17 protein-coding genes are annotated in these 16,192 nt (G+C 63.5%); 8 read left to right on the forward strand and 9 right to left on the reverse strand.

Annotation, left to right across the window (positions count from 1 at the left end; genetic code table 11):
• Positions 1-304 (forward strand): LamG-like jellyroll fold domain-containing protein (locus VKT51_05285; GenBank protein ID HLJ83567.1); only part of this gene is annotated, 304 nt, incomplete at its 5' end.
• On the opposite strand, the gene VKT51_05290 is transcribed toward VKT51_05285, so the two are convergent.
• Positions 298-777 (reverse strand): DUF2269 family protein, encoded by a 480-nt coding sequence (locus VKT51_05290; protein ID HLJ83568.1) that lies wholly within the window; start codon positions 775-777, stop codon positions 298-300. The genes VKT51_05285 and VKT51_05290 overlap by 7 nt on opposite strands.
• A 52-nt stretch (positions 778-829) precedes the next feature.
• Here VKT51_05290 and VKT51_05295 point away from each other — a divergent pair, with 52 nt between their 5' ends.
• Positions 830-1,513, forward strand: coding sequence for a TMEM175 family protein (locus VKT51_05295; GenBank protein ID HLJ83569.1), 684 nt, complete (start codon positions 830-832; stop codon positions 1,511-1,513).
• Here VKT51_05295 and typA read toward each other — a convergent pair.
• Positions 1,503-3,341 (reverse strand): translational GTPase TypA, encoded by a 1,839-nt coding sequence (gene typA, locus VKT51_05300; GenBank protein HLJ83570.1) that lies wholly within the window; start codon positions 3,339-3,341, stop codon positions 1,503-1,505. The two genes, VKT51_05295 and typA, sit on opposite strands and share 11 nt — an antisense overlap.
• 138 nt (positions 3,342-3,479) lie before the next feature.
• On the opposite strand from typA, the gene VKT51_05305 reads away from it, so the two are divergent.
• Positions 3,480-4,163 (forward strand): hypothetical protein, encoded by a 684-nt coding sequence (locus tag VKT51_05305; GenBank protein ID HLJ83571.1) that lies wholly within the window; start codon positions 3,480-3,482, stop codon positions 4,161-4,163.
• Between the two features lie 11 nt (positions 4,164-4,174).
• Positions 4,175-5,551: an MBL fold metallo-hydrolase gene (locus VKT51_05310; protein HLJ83572.1), complete on the forward strand. Its 1,377-nt coding sequence runs from the start codon at positions 4,175-4,177 to the stop codon at positions 5,549-5,551.
• A 105-nt stretch (positions 5,552-5,656) separates the two neighbouring features.
• On the opposite strand, the gene VKT51_05315 is transcribed toward VKT51_05310, so the two are convergent.
• Both VKT51_05315 and meaB read right to left on the reverse strand, forming a co-directional pair.
• Positions 5,657-5,836, reverse strand: coding sequence for a hypothetical protein (locus tag VKT51_05315; protein ID HLJ83573.1), 180 nt, complete (start codon positions 5,834-5,836; stop codon positions 5,657-5,659).
• Between the two features lie 133 nt (positions 5,837-5,969).
• Positions 5,970-6,962, reverse strand: a complete 993-nt coding sequence (meaB, locus tag VKT51_05320) for a methylmalonyl Co-A mutase-associated GTPase MeaB (protein ID HLJ83574.1) — start codon at positions 6,960-6,962, stop codon at positions 5,970-5,972.
• A 133-nt stretch (positions 6,963-7,095) separates the two neighbouring features.
• Between meaB and VKT51_05325 the strand changes: the two genes are divergently transcribed.
• A complete protein-coding gene (locus VKT51_05325; protein ID HLJ83575.1) occupies positions 7,096-8,049 on the forward strand; it encodes a hypothetical protein in 954 nt (317 codons plus the stop codon).
• Between the two features lie 82 nt (positions 8,050-8,131).
• Complete coding sequence (gene dacB, locus VKT51_05330) at positions 8,132-9,610, forward strand: D-alanyl-D-alanine carboxypeptidase/D-alanyl-D-alanine-endopeptidase (protein HLJ83576.1); 1,479 nt, start codon at positions 8,132-8,134, stop codon at positions 9,608-9,610.
• A 39-nt stretch (positions 9,611-9,649) separates the two neighbouring features.
• On the opposite strand, the gene VKT51_05335 is transcribed toward dacB, so the two are convergent.
• The 3 genes from VKT51_05335 to VKT51_05345 all read right to left on the reverse strand — a co-directional run bounded on the left by VKT51_05335 (position 9,650) and on the right by VKT51_05345 (position 12,962).
• The gene (locus tag VKT51_05335) at positions 9,650-10,633 is read right to left on the reverse strand and encodes an ATP-dependent DNA ligase (protein HLJ83577.1); all 984 of its coding nucleotides are present in this window, start codon (positions 10,631-10,633) and stop codon (positions 9,650-9,652) included.
• A gap of 83 nt (positions 10,634-10,716) precedes the next feature.
• Positions 10,717-11,751, reverse strand: a complete 1,035-nt coding sequence (locus VKT51_05340) for a diguanylate cyclase (GenBank protein HLJ83578.1) — start codon at positions 11,749-11,751, stop codon at positions 10,717-10,719.
• An 89-nt stretch (positions 11,752-11,840) separates the two neighbouring features.
• Positions 11,841-12,962: a SpoIID/LytB domain-containing protein gene (locus VKT51_05345; protein ID HLJ83579.1), complete on the reverse strand. Its 1,122-nt coding sequence runs from the start codon at positions 12,960-12,962 to the stop codon at positions 11,841-11,843.
• A 76-nt stretch (positions 12,963-13,038) separates the two neighbouring features.
• Between VKT51_05345 and VKT51_05350 the strand changes: the two genes are divergently transcribed.
• Together VKT51_05350 and VKT51_05355 are read left to right on the forward strand one after the other, a co-directional pair.
• On the forward strand, positions 13,039-14,196 hold the full coding sequence (locus VKT51_05350) for a P1 family peptidase (protein ID HLJ83580.1): 1,158 nt from the start codon (positions 13,039-13,041) through the stop codon (positions 14,194-14,196).
• A complete protein-coding gene (locus VKT51_05355; protein ID HLJ83581.1) occupies positions 14,193-14,702 on the forward strand; it encodes a methylated-DNA--[protein]-cysteine S-methyltransferase in 510 nt (169 codons plus the stop codon). The genes VKT51_05350 and VKT51_05355 overlap by 4 nt, the downstream gene beginning before the upstream one ends.
• Before the next feature lie 53 nt (positions 14,703-14,755).
• On the opposite strand, the gene VKT51_05360 is transcribed toward VKT51_05355, so the two are convergent.
• Together VKT51_05360 and hflX are read right to left on the reverse strand one after the other, a co-directional pair.
• The gene (locus VKT51_05360; protein HLJ83582.1) at positions 14,756-15,181 is read right to left on the reverse strand and encodes a pyrimidine dimer DNA glycosylase/endonuclease V; all 426 of its coding nucleotides are present in this window, start codon (positions 15,179-15,181) and stop codon (positions 14,756-14,758) included.
• A partial coding sequence (gene hflX / locus VKT51_05365) for a GTPase HflX (protein ID HLJ83583.1) occupies positions 15,182-16,192 on the reverse strand: 1,011 nt, incomplete at its 5' end.

Here is a 16,192-nt window from a genome sequence, read left to right on the forward strand (position 1 = left end):
CGAACTGACGCAAGGCGAATGGATCCATGTCGTCGCGTCCTACGATCCGGGCGATGCGAGCGATCCTGGTGCGGGCGTTTCGATCTACAAAAACGGCGTGTTGCGCGCAAGCCCGCTCACGTCGCGCGGCGCGCGCTATGCCTCGTACGATATCCACGCTTCACACGGCCGCGCGCCGCTGCGGCTCGGCACGCGCGACCTCGGCAGTTTCTTCGCTGGCGGTTTAGATGAGGTGGCGATCTACCCGCGCGTGCTCAGCGCCGAAGAAGTGGCAGACAATTTCGCCGGGGCCGCGCGTCAGTGAAAACCGGGTAGCGACGGCTTCAATACCATCAGCGCGACGGCGCCGAGCGGGAAGATCAGCGCGACCATGCCCCAGAAATTCCAACGGGCCGAGATGGTTTCGTAGCGCGTCTCGTCGAGCGTGCCCGACGTTGCGCCCTCGTCCGCCACCGCTTGCAGTTCATGCTGCGCGCGCGACACGGGGATAAACGCGAGTCCCGCGATCACGAACAGGATTATGGCCCAGAGCACCCAGCCGGTGCCGAGAATCGGAATCTGTTCGACGAGCGCGGTGGCAACGCCGGCGGCGACGAGCACGAGAATCGCCGGAATGGTGAATACCCGATCGGCGCCGACGATGCCGCGGATCGTGTGCGCCATGATGCGCGGATCGCGGCTGCGGTCGGCGATGACTTTCCAGAAGATGCCGACGGTTATGTTCCCCACGAACACGATGACCGCGATGACATGGATGAGCTTGAGCCAGACAAACATGGCGGGGCGTTCTCCGCGCCCGATATCCTGCGCCTCTTCACGAGGGGGAACGATGGAGGCCGACGCAAACATCTGGTCGATGCTCGCTCACGACATCGAAGCGTCGCACCGACGGGCCCCGTTACGCGGCCTGCACCTCAATCGGGTGGAAAGTCTGACCGACGGCGTCTTCGCCATCGCGATGACGATTTTGGTCTTCGACCTCAAGGGCGCGCCGATCGGCGCACGCGACGCAAACGGGCTGCTCGCATTCCTCGCGTCCGTCAACGACAATCTTATCAGTTATGTGGTCAGCTTCTTTCTGCTTGCGCTGTTCTGGTTCTACTATCACAAGCAATTGCACCGCATCGCGCGCGCGGACGACGGTCTCGTCTGGCTCAATATCGGATTTCTCTTCGTCGTGACGCTCGTGCCGTTCAGCGCGTATGTGTTGGGGAAATATTTCGGTGTGCCCCTGGCCAGTTTGATCTACTGCGGCAACATCGTCTTGGTCGGACTTTTTCAACTGCTCCACTGGCTGCATGCGATGCGCAAGGGGCTGCTCGATCCGCGCGTGACCGAGGAGATCCGCGTCGGCACGACGCTCCGCGTGGTGATCGTGCAGGGATGCTACATCTTAGCGTTCGTGATCGCGCTCGTGAACCCGTATGCATTCATGGTGGCGTTTTGGGTGATCCCGTTCGCGCTCACGGCATCGCGTCTATGGCTACGGAAGCGCTATGCGGCTACGCCTTAGCCGCGGCCAGCCGCTGGCGCTCGGCCATGCGCGCTTTCTTGCGCGCTTCTTCGTTGAGATAGCGCTTGCGCAGACGGATGTTCTTCGGTGTGACTTCCAAGAGCTCGTCGTCTTCGATGAACTCAAGCGCGCGCTCGAGCGACATCTCCTCGGGCGGCGGGAGGTTTGGGGCGTCGTCTGAGCCGGACGCGCGCATGTTCGTGAGTTTCTTCGCCTTGCAGACGTTGACGACGATGTCGTCTTCGGTCTTGCTGCGCCCCACGACCATGCCTTCGTAGACTTGCGTCTGCGGCGGAACAAAAAATGTGCCGCGCGCGAGAAGGTTGTCAAGCGCATATGCCGTGACCGTCCCCGTCTCGGCGCTGATGAGCGCGCCGACGTTGCGGCGCGGCATCTCTCCCCCCAAGGGCTGGTGATCGAAATACGTGTGATTGACGGTCGCCGTGCCGCGCGTGAGCGTCATCAGCTCGCCGCGCAAACCGAAGAGCAGCCGGGTCGGCATGGTGTACTCGAGACGGCGCTGCGATCCCATGGTCAGCATGTTGAGCATTTGCGCGCGGCGCCGGCCTAATGCCTCGATCACGGCGCCGGCATGCTCCTCGGCGACGTCAACCACGACATATTCCACCGGCTCCATCTTGACGCCGTCGCGTTCGACGACGACCACTTGCGGTTTGGAGACGCCGAGTTCGTACCCTTCGCGGCGCATGGTCTCGATCAGCACCGAGAGATGCAGCTCCCCGCGCCCGGAGATGCTGAACGTGTCGGGAGAGAGGATCGGCGCTAGCCGCAGCGCGACGTTGCTCTCGAGCTCGCGTTCGAGCCGCTCCTTGATATGGCGGCTTGTCAGATATTTGCCGTCGAGCCCGGCGAACGGACTCGTGTTGACCAAGATGTCGACCGCCACCGTGGGCTCGTCGACCAACACCGCATCGACCGCCTCAGGGTGCAAACCATCGGCAAGGGTATCGGCGATGTTCACGCCTTCCACGCCGGAGATGGCCACGATGTCGCCCGCGCGCGCTTCTTGAAGCTCGCGCCGCTGCAATCCGTAGAATTCAAGGATCTTCGTGACGCGGTGCGTCGTCGAACCGTCGCGATGCATGCGCGCGATCGAATCACCCGGATGCACGACACCGCGGAAGATCCGGCCGATCGCGATGCGCCCGACGTACTCGTTGTGGTCGATATTGGAGACGAGCATCTGGAACGGACCCTCGTCGTCGCCCGGCGGTTCAGGCACGTATTTGAGGATCGCATCCATCAGCGGAGCGAGATCCTTGCCGGGAACGGCGAGATCGGATGTCGCCAAGCCTTCGCGGGCCACGGCGAAGATCACCGGGAAATCCAGTTGGTGGTCGGCGCAGCCGATGTCGATGAACAGCGCCAGCACTTCGTCGAGCACCTCAAGCGGCCGTGCATCTTTGCGGTCGATTTTGTTGATGACGCAGACGACCGGAAGATCTTGCTCGAGCGCCTTCTTGAGAACGAAGCGCGTCTGCGGGAGCGGCCCTTCGGCCGCGTCGACGAGCAGCAGCACGCCGTTGACCATCTGCAGCACGCGCTCGACTTCGCCGCCGAAATCCGAGTGGCCGGGCGTGTCGACGATGTTGATCTTCGTCGCGCCCCACAGTATGCCGGTGTTCTTGGCGAGGATCGTGATGCCGCGTTCCCGCTCGATCGGATTGACGTCCATGATGCGTTCGCCCTGCGCGCTCGGATCGCGAAAGACGCCGGCTTGGCGAAGCATGCCGTCCACAAGCGTCGTCTTGCCGTGGTCGACGTGTGCGACGATAGCGATGTTGCGGATATCCGGTCGGGTGCGCATCTTATGAAGCATCTTCGCGAAACGGTCAACGCCGACCCGTCGAGACGCCGACAATAGTCGCGCGGTATCGTCTGTGCGGGCCTGCATGAAGTCGGCCCCTTCAGATGAAGTCGCCCCCTTCAGATGGAAGCGAAGAACATGGCGAACACTGACGGCGATAATGCCGCGCGGCAGGAACTGCGTCCCTATACCGGTGATGTCGCGCCCGACGCAGACCAAGCATACGATCCAAATCTCGATCCCACGGTCCGATCGATCGGCGTCATGGGCGCGGCAGGCGGTGAGCTGCTGCCGGCCGTGCGCGACCGCTGCTACGCGATCGGCGCCGCGATCGCGCGCAAGGGCTGCGTGCTGATCACGGGCGCGTGCCCAGGTTTGCCGTACGACGCGGCGCGCGGCGCCCGTGACGCGGGCGGACTGTCGATCGGCGTGTCACCGGCGCTTTCCCGAAGCGAGCACGTCACGAAGTACGAATCGCCGGTCGACGCCTACGACGTCATCATCTATACGGGCAGCGGGCTGATGGGACGCGAAGTCCACAACATCCATTCGTCCGACATCGTCATCATCGCGGGTGGCCGATCGGGCACGCTCGGCGAGTTCTGCATCGCGTACGACGAAGGCAAGCTCATTGGGGTCTTGTCGGATTCTGGCGGCGTCGCCGACGAACTCGACTCGATCGTGCCGAAATTGGGAAAAGTCACCGGCGCGCGCATCGTCTATGAATCCGACCCGGATACTTTGATAGACCGCTGCATCGCCGCATATCACGAGTCGCATTACCTGCGGCCATCAACCTTCGTCGAAGAAAAGACGACCTGACAGGAGCAGACGTGGCGAGTATTACGTTCATCGGGGCGGCGGGCGTCGTCACCGGAAGCAAACATCTTATCGAGACGACCGAGGGCCGGCGCGTCCTGCTCGACTGCGGGATGTATCAAGGCGAGAAGGACCTCGAAGCGCGCAATTGGACACCGCCGCCTGTCGACCCAAAAACCGTCGACGCGGTGATCCTCTCGCACGGTCATCTCGATCACTGCGGCTATCTACCGGCGCTCGTACAAGCAGGTTTCAAAGGGCCGATCCACACGACGCCTGCCACGATGGAAGTGGCATCGCTCGTCCTCTACGATTCCGCGCACTTGCAAGAAGACGAAGCGCAGCGCGCGGCCAAACACCCGAACCGCGGCCTTCATGCCACACCGCTCTACACCCAAGACGACGTGGACAAAGTCGTCGCACAATTCAAGCCCGCCGAGTACGGTGCGATGTGCGATGACATAGCCGGTCTTCGGTACCGGCTCAGCGATGCGGGCCATATCCTCGGCTCGGCGATCACCGAGCTCTGGTTCGATCAGCGCAAGTTGACGTTCACCGGCGACCTCGGACGTTATGGGCGGCCGCTGCTCAACGATCCGTCTCCGGTCGCGGAGAGCGATCTCGTGCTCGCAGAATCCACATATGGGGATCGCCTCCACCCCGCGTCGGATCCGCAAGTCGATCTCGGCAAAGTCATCAACGCTGCGATGGCGCGCAAAGGCGTGCTCGTCATACCGTCGTTTGCGGTCGGCCGGACGCAAGAGCTGCTCTATGCGATCGGACAGCTCCAGCGCGATTCGACAATTCCGGACGTGAACATATTCGTCGACAGCCCCATGGCGATCTCCGCCGACGCGATCATGGAGCGGCATCCCGAGGCGATGCGTTTCAATCCGAAAGCCCGCTTCGGCCCTGGCGACGAGAGCCTCGGTGCGCGCAATGTGAAGACAACGGTCGCATCGGCCGATTCGATCATGTTGAACGACATCCAAACCGGCGCGATTATCTTATCGGCGAGCGGCATGGCAAGCGGCGGGCGCATCCTGCACCACTTGCGCAATCGGTTACCGCGCCCGAACGACACGATCTGCTTCGTCGGATATCAGGCGTCCGGAACGCTCGGCAGTCTGTTGGAAGGCGGCGCGAAATCGGTACGCGTCTTGGGCGTGCCGGTCGACGTCAAAGCGAACGTCGTGCAGATCGACGGCTTCTCCGCACACGCCGATCGCGGCGAGCTGCTGCGCTGGTTCGCCAATTTTACCGGCAAGCCGCGCACGTATCTCGTGCACGCAGATCCGGCAGCCGCGCAATCGCTCGCCGACGCGATCGGGAAGAAGTACGGATTCACAGTGACGCCCGCGCACGCCGGCGAGCGCGTGGAGATCGTCTAAACCCCGGAGTTGTTGAAGGCGCCGACGTTAGTCGGCCCGCAAAATGAAAAGGGCAAGCATTGCTTGCCCTCCATCCGTTTTGCCGGATTTATGACTGGGTAAACATTATGGGCCGGTCGGGCGGCCTCTGTCCACGATCGACGAGCTCTCATCGCCGGTCTCGGCGACGATCGTGTCGGCAACCTGACGCATCACGCGTCGCCGCTCGTATTCGTTGACAACGTCCAGGCTGAGCACATCGTCGGGCGTCGGTTCGCGAAACACATCGGTCGGAAGCGTGATCATCGAGTACTCCTCAAATCAGCAATTGGCTTGCGGCCCTATCAAGTGGCTGCGTAGTAAGTTTCTTCTATCCACGCCAAAGCCATTTGAAACTTATTTCCCCATTATCGGGCGGGAATTTTGCTGTTCGGGACGCTTACCTGAAATGCTCGGTTACGATAGTCGTCGCGGCCGTGCGCGGATCGAGCTCTCGGCGCAGCACGGCGGCTAGTACCGGTTCCATCGAGCCGTTTCGCGACATCTGTTCGCTCACGATCGCGCCTACGCGGTGCTGGACCGCCTCAACGACTTCGGCGCGCAGCCGGTCGTGCGATCGGCCCATCCGCTCGTCGGCCTGCAGCACGCGGCGGTGTTCGAGGATGCGTTCCCAGAGCTCCGCGATACCGGTGCCGGCGGTCGCGACCGTTTGAATCACCGGCGGCTTCCAGCGGCGTCGCCGTTCTTCGGCGCCGCCGAGCGTCAGCATGATCTTCAAATCGCTAACGCTCTGATTCGCGCCGGGCCGGTCCGCCATGTTCACGACGAAGATGTCGGCGATTTCAAGTAAGCCGGCCTTAATAGTTTGTACGCCGTCACCCAATCCCGGCACGGTGACGACGACTACGGTGTCGGCGACCTTCATGATATCGAGTTCCACTTGGCCGACGCCGACGGTCTCGACGATGATGACGTCGCGGCCAAACGCGTCGAGGGCGCGGATGACATCGCGCGTCGTCGGAGCGAGTCCGCCCGCTTGTTTGCGCGAAGCCATGCTGCGGATGAACACACCGGTATCTCCGGCATGTCGCTGCATCCGCACGCGATCACCCAGCACCGCGCCGCCGGTGAACGGGCTCGACGGATCCACCGCGATGACGCCCACGGTCATGCCCTGATCGCGGATCACTTTCACCAGGACGTCGACGATCGTGCTTTTGCCGGCGCCAGGCGGCCCCGTGATACCGATGACGTGCGCATGGCCGGTCTTCGGATAGAGCACGGCGGCAAGCGCATCGGCCGCCGCTTCGTCGTTTTCGATTACGGTGATCGCCCGCGCAAGCGCGCGCCAATCGCCGCTGAGGACCCGCTTCGCAAGTTCGCGCCCGCGCTCCGCGGCATGCGCGTTCGGATCTCCGGTACCAGAATGCATCGCCTCGAAGTTCCGCCCACGAGCGGGGCGAGCCTGCGGCTCAAGCGCTCGATGCTGCGACGGCAAGCACGTATGTCGTGCGCGCGCGTCGTCTGAAGGGATTGACGGCAAATTCGGACTAGCCGTTCACCCCGTGCAGCGCTCCTCAATTGAACTCGCGATAAAGAAGCCGTTCGGCCTATTCTCAACCGTCATCTCGCACGGCTGGTATCAGACGCTGCCGTTTCGCTGGCAGCACGATCGCCGCGTTCTGCAGCGCGCCGAACGCCTTGATGACGGGCGAGTCATGCTGGTCGAGATGTCAGAGCAGCGGTCCGCAAAGCGGGGATATGTCGCGCTTCGCATCGACGTCGCAGGTGAGGGCGCGGACGAACCGGCCGTCGCAGCAGAAATCGCGCGCCGCTGCTCATCCATGCTGCACGCAGAAGAAGACCTGCGCGGTTTCTACGCGCTCTGCGCGACGCGCCCGGAACTCGCCGCCGCGCTGCGTCATGGCGCAGGACGATGCATGCGCGCCTCGTCGCTCTTCGAGGACGTCGTCAAGACGATTCTGGGGACGAACGTCGTCTGGAAACAAGCGGTTGTGATGATCAATCGCCTCGCGGGGCTCGGCCACAAATGTCCGACCGACCCCACTTTGCGCGCGTGGCCGACCGCAGCCCAGATCGCCAAAGCCGGAGAGCGCTACCTGCGCAACCGCGTGCGCGCGGGCTATCGTTCGCCGTACATCGTGGAGTTGGCGCGCAACCATGCCGCAAGAGAAGCGGGGCTCGACGCGATTGAAGCGCTCGCGGAAAGCGGCGACGATGAGGCGCTCTACAAGGCGCTCGTGCAAATAAAAGGCGTCGGAAAATCGTCCGCGCACTTCTTGATGAATCTGCTCGGCCACTATGCGCACATCTCGGTGGACAGCGCGACCTACGCGTATGCGAAACGCGAACTCTTCAAAGGCAAACGGCCGACAGAGAAACAGATCCGCCGCAGGTTCGCAGAGTTCGGCGAGTGGCAATCGCTCGTCTACTGGTTCGCGCGCTGGGAAGCGCAACTCGCTTGGTGGGAAGATGCGAGTGGGCGTTCGTCGGCCTGACGCGCCAAACCCGTATCGATCGCGGCGACACCGAAGGCGCTTCAGATGGCTCCGCCTTGTTCTGTGGATCGCCGTCGTCGCAGTGTTCGCGATCGCGGTCAACACGATTTCTCACGCGATAGCGGCAAGACGCCTGTCGGCCGCCTTGCCCGCAGCCACGCCGACCCCGCACCGCGACGCGAACGCCGCCGTGCAAGGCGGCGCGACTTGGGGCGAGCGTTCGAAACGTCAGCTCCACGCGCTCGCGGCCGCAGCCTTCGGCGACCCCGCGTTTCCGCAGCAGACCGGGGTCGTGATCGAGTCGGCGCGCGACGGCACCGTTCTATATTCTCGCAACGCCGCGATGTCGCTGACCCCCGCATCCGTCCAAAAGGTCATCATCGCCGCGACCTCGTTGCACGATCTCGGCTCTTCACACCGCTTCACGACGCGGATCGTGACAAGTGCAGCTCAGCAGTCAGGCAAGATAGCCGGATCGGTCTGGCTTGTCGGCAGCGGTGATCCGGAGCTGACGAGCCACGATCTGCGCGTCGCGGTCAATGCGATTCGCGATCAGGGCGTTGCTCAAATCGCAGGCGACGTCGTCGCGGACGGCAGTCTGTTCGGATCGGACAACATCGATCCGACGTGGGAAGCCGACGATCTTGAATACGGATACGCAGCACCCACCAGCGCGGTGACGTTGGATGGCGGCACCGCGCAATTCACGATCACGCCCGATCCCGCCGGCGGAAGCGCGGACGTGCGCGTGGATCCGCCGGACCTCGTCGGACCGATCCTCGGCGACGTACGCACGGTTTCGGCCGATGGCGAGAACACGCTGCGCATCGACCCGGTTCCGGGCACCGATAGCATCCAAGTCGCAGGTGACATACCGTACGGAGCACCGCAGAAATACTGGCGCAGCATCGCGCATCCTGAAGCAAGCGCGGCACACGCACTGCGCACGATGTTCCAGACGTCAGGCATCGACGTGGTGGGAACCGCTCGCGTGGGGCCGGCACCGGCGGGCGCGAGCTCGCTCTGGTCGAAGCAATCGCGGCCGCTGAGCGAAATCGTCCGCCGCATGCTCTACCACAGCGATAACCATATCGCCGAACAGCTCGTGCGCCTGGTCGGAGCGCACGATGCGGGAACCGGCACGCTTTCAGACGGCGTCGCTCGCGAGCACGCGTTCCTCACCCTGATCGGCGTCGCGCAAGACGGGATGGTGCTGAAAGACGCCTCCGGCCTGTCTGCATCCGATCGCATCACGCCTCGCGAACTCGCTGCCGTGCTGCGTTATATCGCGACGGATTCCGCAGGTCCATCGATCAAAGATCTCTTCCCGCGCTTGGGGGTCGACGGAACCGTGCAGGTCCGCGACCTCGCGCCGGACGCGCGCGGCCGCGTGCTCGGGAAAGACGGCTATATCGGCGGAGTCAGCACGCTTGCCGGCTATGTGCTGACGAAGCACCACGGCGTCGTGATCTACGTGTTTATGGTCAACAACTGGGATGGTCCGCTCGATCCACTGTGGGCCGCAGAAGACGACGTGCTCGCAAAAGTCGCCGCATTTTGACGAAACCGACCGGGCCCATTCGGACGCGGGAGTGAGAGATCAGTCTGTGAGCTGATCGTCGGTACAGCGACGCGGTGCCTTGTCGGTGCGCCACCGGACGAAGCGCGCGCCGTGTCGAATCCTTCCGCTCGTCACGCGATCGAACGCGACTTCGACGACGAGCTTAGGCGCCAGCGGCTCCCACTCGCTCGTTCGCGCGGTGGCCCAGCGGCTTGGTCCACCCGGCTTCGAGCCCGTGAACCCGGGCGGTTTGATCAGTCGTTTGAGCATGGGTAAGAGTTTGCGACGTTCTTCGTCCGAAAAGCCGGACGTGAAACCGACGTGGTTCAGCTTGCCATCGGCGTCGTACAATCCGAGCAGCAGCGAGCCGACAGCGCCGCCGGCCGACGAATAGCGAAAGCCGCCGACGACACAATCCGCGGTCCGCAACACTTTGACTTTGAAACCGCCGTCGCGCGTGCCCGGCTGGTATGCCTCATCCGCGAACTTGGCGACGACGCCCTCGGCGGCCGGATCGGGCTTTGTGAGCCAACGGTTCGCGACCGCTCTGCTTCGCGTGGCGGGCGAAAGCAGCAGTGTCTTGTTGTTCGGAAAATACTTTCGCGCGAATGCTTCTAGCCGAGACCGGCGTTGCGACAATGGTTCACGCGCGATGTCGCCGGCTTCGGGAGCCGAGAGCAGATCGAAGATCTGCAGCACGGCGGGCGTCGATTTTGCAAGTGCGGCCACGCGGCTTGCCGCCGGATGAATGCGCTGCAGCAGATCGTCGAAGGTGGCTCCGCGTTTTCGGATCACGATCTCACCATCGAGCGTGAACCGTTTGGCCGCGATCTTCTCGCACTGCTCGACGACTTCGGGGAAATACCGGCCGAGCGACTGACCACGCTTGGACGTGAGCCGTACGGCGCTGCCTTGGCGAGCCACGATACAGCGAAAGCCATCCCACTTCGGCTCGAACTGCCAGTCGCCATCTGGCAGCGCCGTTGCCGGCCGGAATTCCATCGGCACGAACGACCGCGTCATCGCAAGGTGGTTGGGCCGATACAAATTCGGCCCCTTCAGCCAGATCGTGCTTCCGTCAGATTGGAGGGACGACGGTGGTTAGTCTAGGCGGCGCCAAACGATTCGTGGTTCGCGGCGGCCGCCTTCAGCGTCGTCGCAACGAGTTCGTGTGCGGTTTTCGTCTCCTCGGGATACGAGGCAACGCCGAAGCGCAACGAGATCTTCCCGATCTTTGGCCACGAGATACGCGATACTTGCGCGTCGAGGCGCCGAACGACGACGCGCGCGACATCCCCCGGAGTTCCCGGCATCAGAGCGACGATGCGCCGATCATCGTAGCGCGCGAGCACATCGATCTGTCGGACGTGTTTCGCAAGCGTCTGGCCCAGGTGCCGCATGACCACATCGGCCGCCTGCGGCCCGTGCGCCTCCAGAATATTGGCGAAATCGACGACTTCGATCACCGCGCAACCGAGCCGGTGGCCGAGACGCTCCGCGCGTTCGACTTCCAATCCGACGACTTCTTCGAAGCCATCTTGCCCGACAAGTCCCGCGACGTTGCCGACGACAGAGGACGGAATGCGGTCGCGCACGCGCAGGCCCTGCAGCCCGCCGCCCAGCAAGCCGATCGCCGTGCGCACAAAGGCGACGTCGAGCGCGTTGAACGTGCCGAACGCCGAGTCTTTGTCCATAAGATAGAGAACGCCGGCGATATCTCGGCCGGAGGTCACCGGGGCTGCCATCCAATCGCGGGCGCGGAATCTTCGCACGACCTTCGGTACGGCGTCACCGGCGCCGGCGGCTTCCCCGAACGCGGTGACGGCGCTTTCTAAGGCCGTCCTCGTCGTCTCGCATTCTTCGGGCGATACGTGGAGGCCGAGCGCATCATCATCGGCGACGCCGAGCGCCGGCACGATTCCGTGGAGAGAACCATCGCGCGAGTCGCGCGTGAGGATCACCGCTCGCGATGCGTGGCAACTCGACGCGCACGCGCGCAGAGCACACGAGAGCATCGTCTCGGCGTCGATATCGCGCGCGAGAGAAACCGCGGTCTGCGCAAGCGCGCGCAGATGTTGTTCCAGCTCGTCTGAGCCGTAAGCGCGCGGCGTTGCGCCGCTGAATTGCGGGTCGAAGTCCATGGCGGTGCGGATGCCCTCCGCTCATACGACATCACCCATGGCTCAGTCATCACAGCCCCAGGCTCAAGAAAGGCGCTCTGTGAGAGCGGTCACGGCTGGCTGAACAATGTCCCGGGGAAATACGAGGCGAGGATTGCCTGCGCGTTCATGCCGGCGTCCGCGCGGCCGCGCGCGCCCCACTGACACATGCCGACGCCATGGCCCAGGCCATGGCCGGTGACTTGATATCCTCCCGGACCGGGCTGTATCTGGAGCAGCAGGCTTGGGATAACTTTGTACCCGAGCATAGCCGCGGCCTTCGCGTAAAACGCGCGGCCTCCGATTGTGATGTCGGCTCCGCCGTGACGGTGAGCCGCGATAAAGCGCGCGCGTCCATCGGGCCACGTAGCGGTGACATCGACCCCGGTAAGGTCGCTCGTCGCAAGGTCGAAGATGCTTGCCATCGATTCTGCGCTCACGGTGTTCTGCCAATTGAACAGCGGCGCTTTCGAGCAATATGCCCGACCACTTGCATCACTATCGGCGATGCCGCGCAGATAAGGGGGAACGGCGGCGCCGGACAATTCGGCGGCGCTTGCCGTGTGGCCGCCGCACGCGGCGCTGTAGAAGACTTCGGCCGGCGATGTTCCGGACAACAGCGCGATTCCGGCCGTCGCCTGCGCCGCCGCGGTGAGCCGCTGATCGATACTATCCATCCCGTTGTAGACTTGGCTTGACGTGTCGTCGCCCAGATCGTATGCATACGTTCTGGCCTGCGACGCGTGCAGCGCAAATGTCCGTGCGGCGATGGCCTGCGCCTTGATCGCTTCGTATGGCCAGCTCGGACCGATCTCGGCCGCGAGCACAGACCCGACGTACTGCTCAAGATCGACGGTGTTGACGATGAGTATGCCATCATCGGCTTGCGCTACCGTTATCTGCCCGCTGTATCGCCGCGTCGCGACCAGGCCATCAGCGTCGTATGCGGTCACGGTGAGCGGCACACCGCCGCCGATAAGTGTCGTCTTGATCGTCGTGTTCGCATCGAACGAGAAGATCTGCGGAATACCGCCTGCGCCCGGTCCGCTCACGTCGGCTCTGATCAGCGAACGTCCCTTGAAGAGCCGGACGCGAATCGTTCGGCTGACCGTATCGCTTGCGCCGGGCGAACCGCCGGCGACAATCGCAAAGGCCGCCGCGCCGGCACATGCCAAGAATCGACTTCGTCGCATCGCGATTCCGTGCGCGTAATCTGCGCGGTTGTCCTGGCCAAGGAGGCGTTGCCGAGCCGCGACGAACACGACCCGCATGACGATCGCAACAGTTCTATTGGCCGCAACGCTTGCCGCTGCGGCCAACCCATTTCCGACATCCGGACCCTATGTCAAGGCTCCGGCTCTCGGCATCCACATCGGGCGCCTGCAGCCTGGCCGTTACGATGCGATCACCGACGTCGCAGGCGTGCGCGTCGGACAGGTGACACATATTTCGGGCACCGGCAACCTCGTGCCGGGTGTCGGCCCCGTTCGGACGGGAGTGACAGCGATTCTTCCTAGGACCGACGTCTGGCATCGCAAGGTTTTCGCGGCGGCGTGGGCGTTGAATGGCAACGGTGAGATGACGGGCACCAACTGGGTGAACGAAGCCGGCTGGATGGAAGTGCCGGTCGTGCTGACGGATACGCTGTCGGTCGGCAGAGTCGATGACGGCGTCATCTCGTGGTATCTAAAACAATATAAGAGCATCGGAATTGAAGATGACGTGCCGTTACCGGTCGTCGCTGAGTGCGATGACCAATTTCTCAACGATCAGGAAGGACGGCACAATACCGCAGAGGATGCGGTTGCGGCACTCGATGCGGCCGTCGGCGGACCGGTTGCGCAGGGCGGCGTTGGCGGCGGCACCGGCATGATGTCGTTTGAATTCAAAGGCGGCATCGGCACCGCGTCGCGCGTGCTGCCGGCGGCCGAAGGCGGCTACACGGTCGGCGTGCTTGTCAACACGAATACCGCGCGGCGCGATCAATTGATGATCGACGGCGCACCCGTGGGTGCCAACATTAAAGATCTGCTCCCGCGCGCGCCGCGGCCTGGCAACGGCTCCATCATCATCGTCATCGCCACGGACGCGCCGCTGCTGCACGATCAACTCGAGCGCGTTGCCAAGCGTGCGGCGCTCGGTCTCGCGCGCACCGGCGCCACGGCGATGACCGGCAGCGGCGACCTCGTGATCGCATTTTCCACCGCGAACGTCGTGCCGCACTATCCGGAAGCTCGGACGTTTCAGGTCACGGTGCTCGACCAATATCACATCAATCCAGTCTTCGACGCCACAGAAGACGCGACCGAAGAATCCGTGATCAACGCGCTCCTCGCCGGCACGACGATGACAGGGCGCGACGGCGATACGGCTTATGGATTGCCGCACGACAGGTTGCTGCAGATCTTGCACCGCTACGGGCATTGACCCCGCGCGCCACTGCATCGACCGGCACGTGCCGCGCGGGTCCGACCGCGCTTCGCGTCGTGTGGACGTTCATGGGCGTGGCTTTCGTCAGCGAGGAGGCGCGCGGGATAAAGGCTGAGATAGAACGGCGTCTCAAGATGTCGCTCAAGGATGAGCGGGTGCCGGCTCTCATCCGAGATGGACTCGCCAAACTCGCGCGCGGCGCGAAAGACACTGACCTGCCCATCGACTTGACCTGGGCGCGCGACTACGAGCGCGATGTGCTCTTCGCGGCGATGCGTATACCTTGGGGCGAGACGCGGCCGTATCGCTGGCTCGCGCGCGAAGCGCGCCGCCCGCTTGCCGTGCGCGCCGCGGCAAGCGCCATCGCAAAGAATCCGCTCTGGCTGATCGTGCCGTGCCATCGTATCGTGCGCGCCGACGGCTCGATCGGCCAATACGGCGAAGGCGCGAAAGGCGTCGCAAGAAAGCGACGCCTCTTAGCCCGCGAAGGCATTGCGCTGTAGTCGGGCGAGCATCGCTCGCCCCAATTCTCGGTTGCGATCGGCGCTCGATCACCTCAGCGTTCCCAGGATTCTCTAGGTCCATCGTGCACGCGGAAGAGCGGGTGCGGAGCGGGCGATGAGATCTTCTTCCATTTCTTCAACGTTGCCGAATCGCGCGCCCGTAGCTTGTTTTGAAGATGCCGCCATTCGTATGCGAGCTGACCTCGCGTGACGGTCAATGTGCGGGCAGCGGAGCTACGCCGGAATTTCTTTCGATCGAATTTGTAGCCGCGGGCGCAAGCTTCATCATGGATGGCCGCCAGATAGTTTGAGACATTTCGACGCGGCGCCGCGCTCTTCTTGAAGCGGTCGAGTTGCGGATGATTGCGATATCCGCGAGTCTCGCCGCGCAACACGGCTTGCGCCAGCAGCGCCTCACGCCACAACGCTACGAGGCCTTTGGGATCCAGATACTTCGGGTGGAGCGACCAGAGCCGCATTCACATCACATGCGTCGCGATAGCCGTGCGCAATTCCGCGAGACCAGCCCCGGTCTTTGCGGACACTGCTATGCCTTCGCCGCCGATATGCGAACTCGCGACATCGGTTTTGTTCCAGGCTATGACCGTCGGCTTTTCGCCCGCGCCGAGCTCAGTCAAGATCGATTCGACGGACGAGCGCTGCCGCTCCCAAAACGGATTTGACGCGTCGATCACGTGCACGAGCAACGCGGCGCTCGTCACTTCTTCCAAAGTCGCGCGAAACGCCGCGACCAACTCCTTGGGCAGGTCGCTGATGAAGCCCACCGTGTCCGCCAAAACGACATCGCGCGTATCCGATAGACGCGCCTTGCGCAGCGTGGGATCGAGCGTCGCGAACGGCTGATCCGCCACGAACACCGTCGAGCCTGACAACGCGTTCATCAACGACGACTTGCCGGCATTCGTGTAACCGACCAAGGCGACGACCGGCGTCCCCTCGCGCGAACGGCGCTGCTCCCGCCGGCGCGTCCGGACCTCACCGAGTTGCTTCTCCAAGAGCTCGATGCGCGAACGGATGTGGCGCCGGTCTACTTCGAGTTTTGTCTCGCCGGGGCCGCGCGTTCCGATGCCGCCGCCGAGTCGCGAAAGCGCATCGCGCGCGCCGATGAGATTCGCGGCCTGATGTTTGAGCTGCGCGAGTTCGACCTGCAGCTTGCCTTCACTCGTGCGCGCGTGCTGCGCGAAGATGTCGAGGATGACAACCGTCCGATCCAACACGGAGATCTCGCCGCCGAGCAGTTTCTCCAGATTCGTGCGCTGGCGCGGCCGCAGCGCATTCAATGTCAAAACGGTTGAAGCGCCGTTCAAGCGCGCCGCCTCCGCCACTTCCGTCACTTTGCCCGACCCGATCAGGCTTGCCGGATCCACAGAAGGACGGCGCTGTGCGATGCGCGCGACGACGTCGCAGCCCGCGGCGCGAGCGAGCGCGTCCAGTTCGTCCATCTCCACATCGAAGCGGGCGTGATCCTG

The organism is Candidatus Eremiobacteraceae bacterium (assembly GCA_035295225.1).
Lineage (GTDB): Bacteria > Vulcanimicrobiota > Vulcanimicrobiia > Eremiobacterales > Eremiobacteraceae > JABCYQ01.

Coding starts and splice junctions, on each gene's coding strand:
- VKT51_05290 (HLJ83568.1), bottom strand. CDS start 777: ATGTTTGTCTGGCTCAAGCTCATCCATGTCATCGCGGTCATCGTGTTC.
- VKT51_05295 (HLJ83569.1), top strand. CDS start 830: ATGGAGGCCGACGCAAACATCTGGTCGATGCTCGCTCACGACATCGAA.
- typA (HLJ83570.1), bottom strand. CDS start 3,341: ATGCGCACCCGACCGGATATCCGCAACATCGCTATCGTCGCACACGTC.
- VKT51_05305 (HLJ83571.1), top strand. CDS start 3,480: ATGGCGAACACTGACGGCGATAATGCCGCGCGGCAGGAACTGCGTCCC.
- VKT51_05315 (HLJ83573.1), bottom strand. CDS start 5,836: ATGATCACGCTTCCGACCGATGTGTTTCGCGAACCGACGCCCGACGAT.
- meaB (HLJ83574.1), bottom strand. CDS start 6,962: ATGCATTCTGGTACCGGAGATCCGAACGCGCATGCCGCGGAGCGCGGG.
- VKT51_05335 (HLJ83577.1), bottom strand. CDS start 10,633: ATGACGCGGTCGTTCGTGCCGATGGAATTCCGGCCGGCAACGGCGCTG.
- VKT51_05340 (HLJ83578.1), bottom strand. CDS start 11,751: ATGGACTTCGACCCGCAATTCAGCGGCGCAACGCCGCGCGCTTACGGC.
- VKT51_05345 (HLJ83579.1), bottom strand. CDS start 12,962: ATGCGACGAAGTCGATTCTTGGCATGTGCCGGCGCGGCGGCCTTTGCG.
- VKT51_05350 (HLJ83580.1), top strand. CDS start 13,039: ATGACGATCGCAACAGTTCTATTGGCCGCAACGCTTGCCGCTGCGGCC.
- VKT51_05360 (HLJ83582.1), bottom strand. CDS start 15,181: ATGCGGCTCTGGTCGCTCCACCCGAAGTATCTGGATCCCAAAGGCCTC.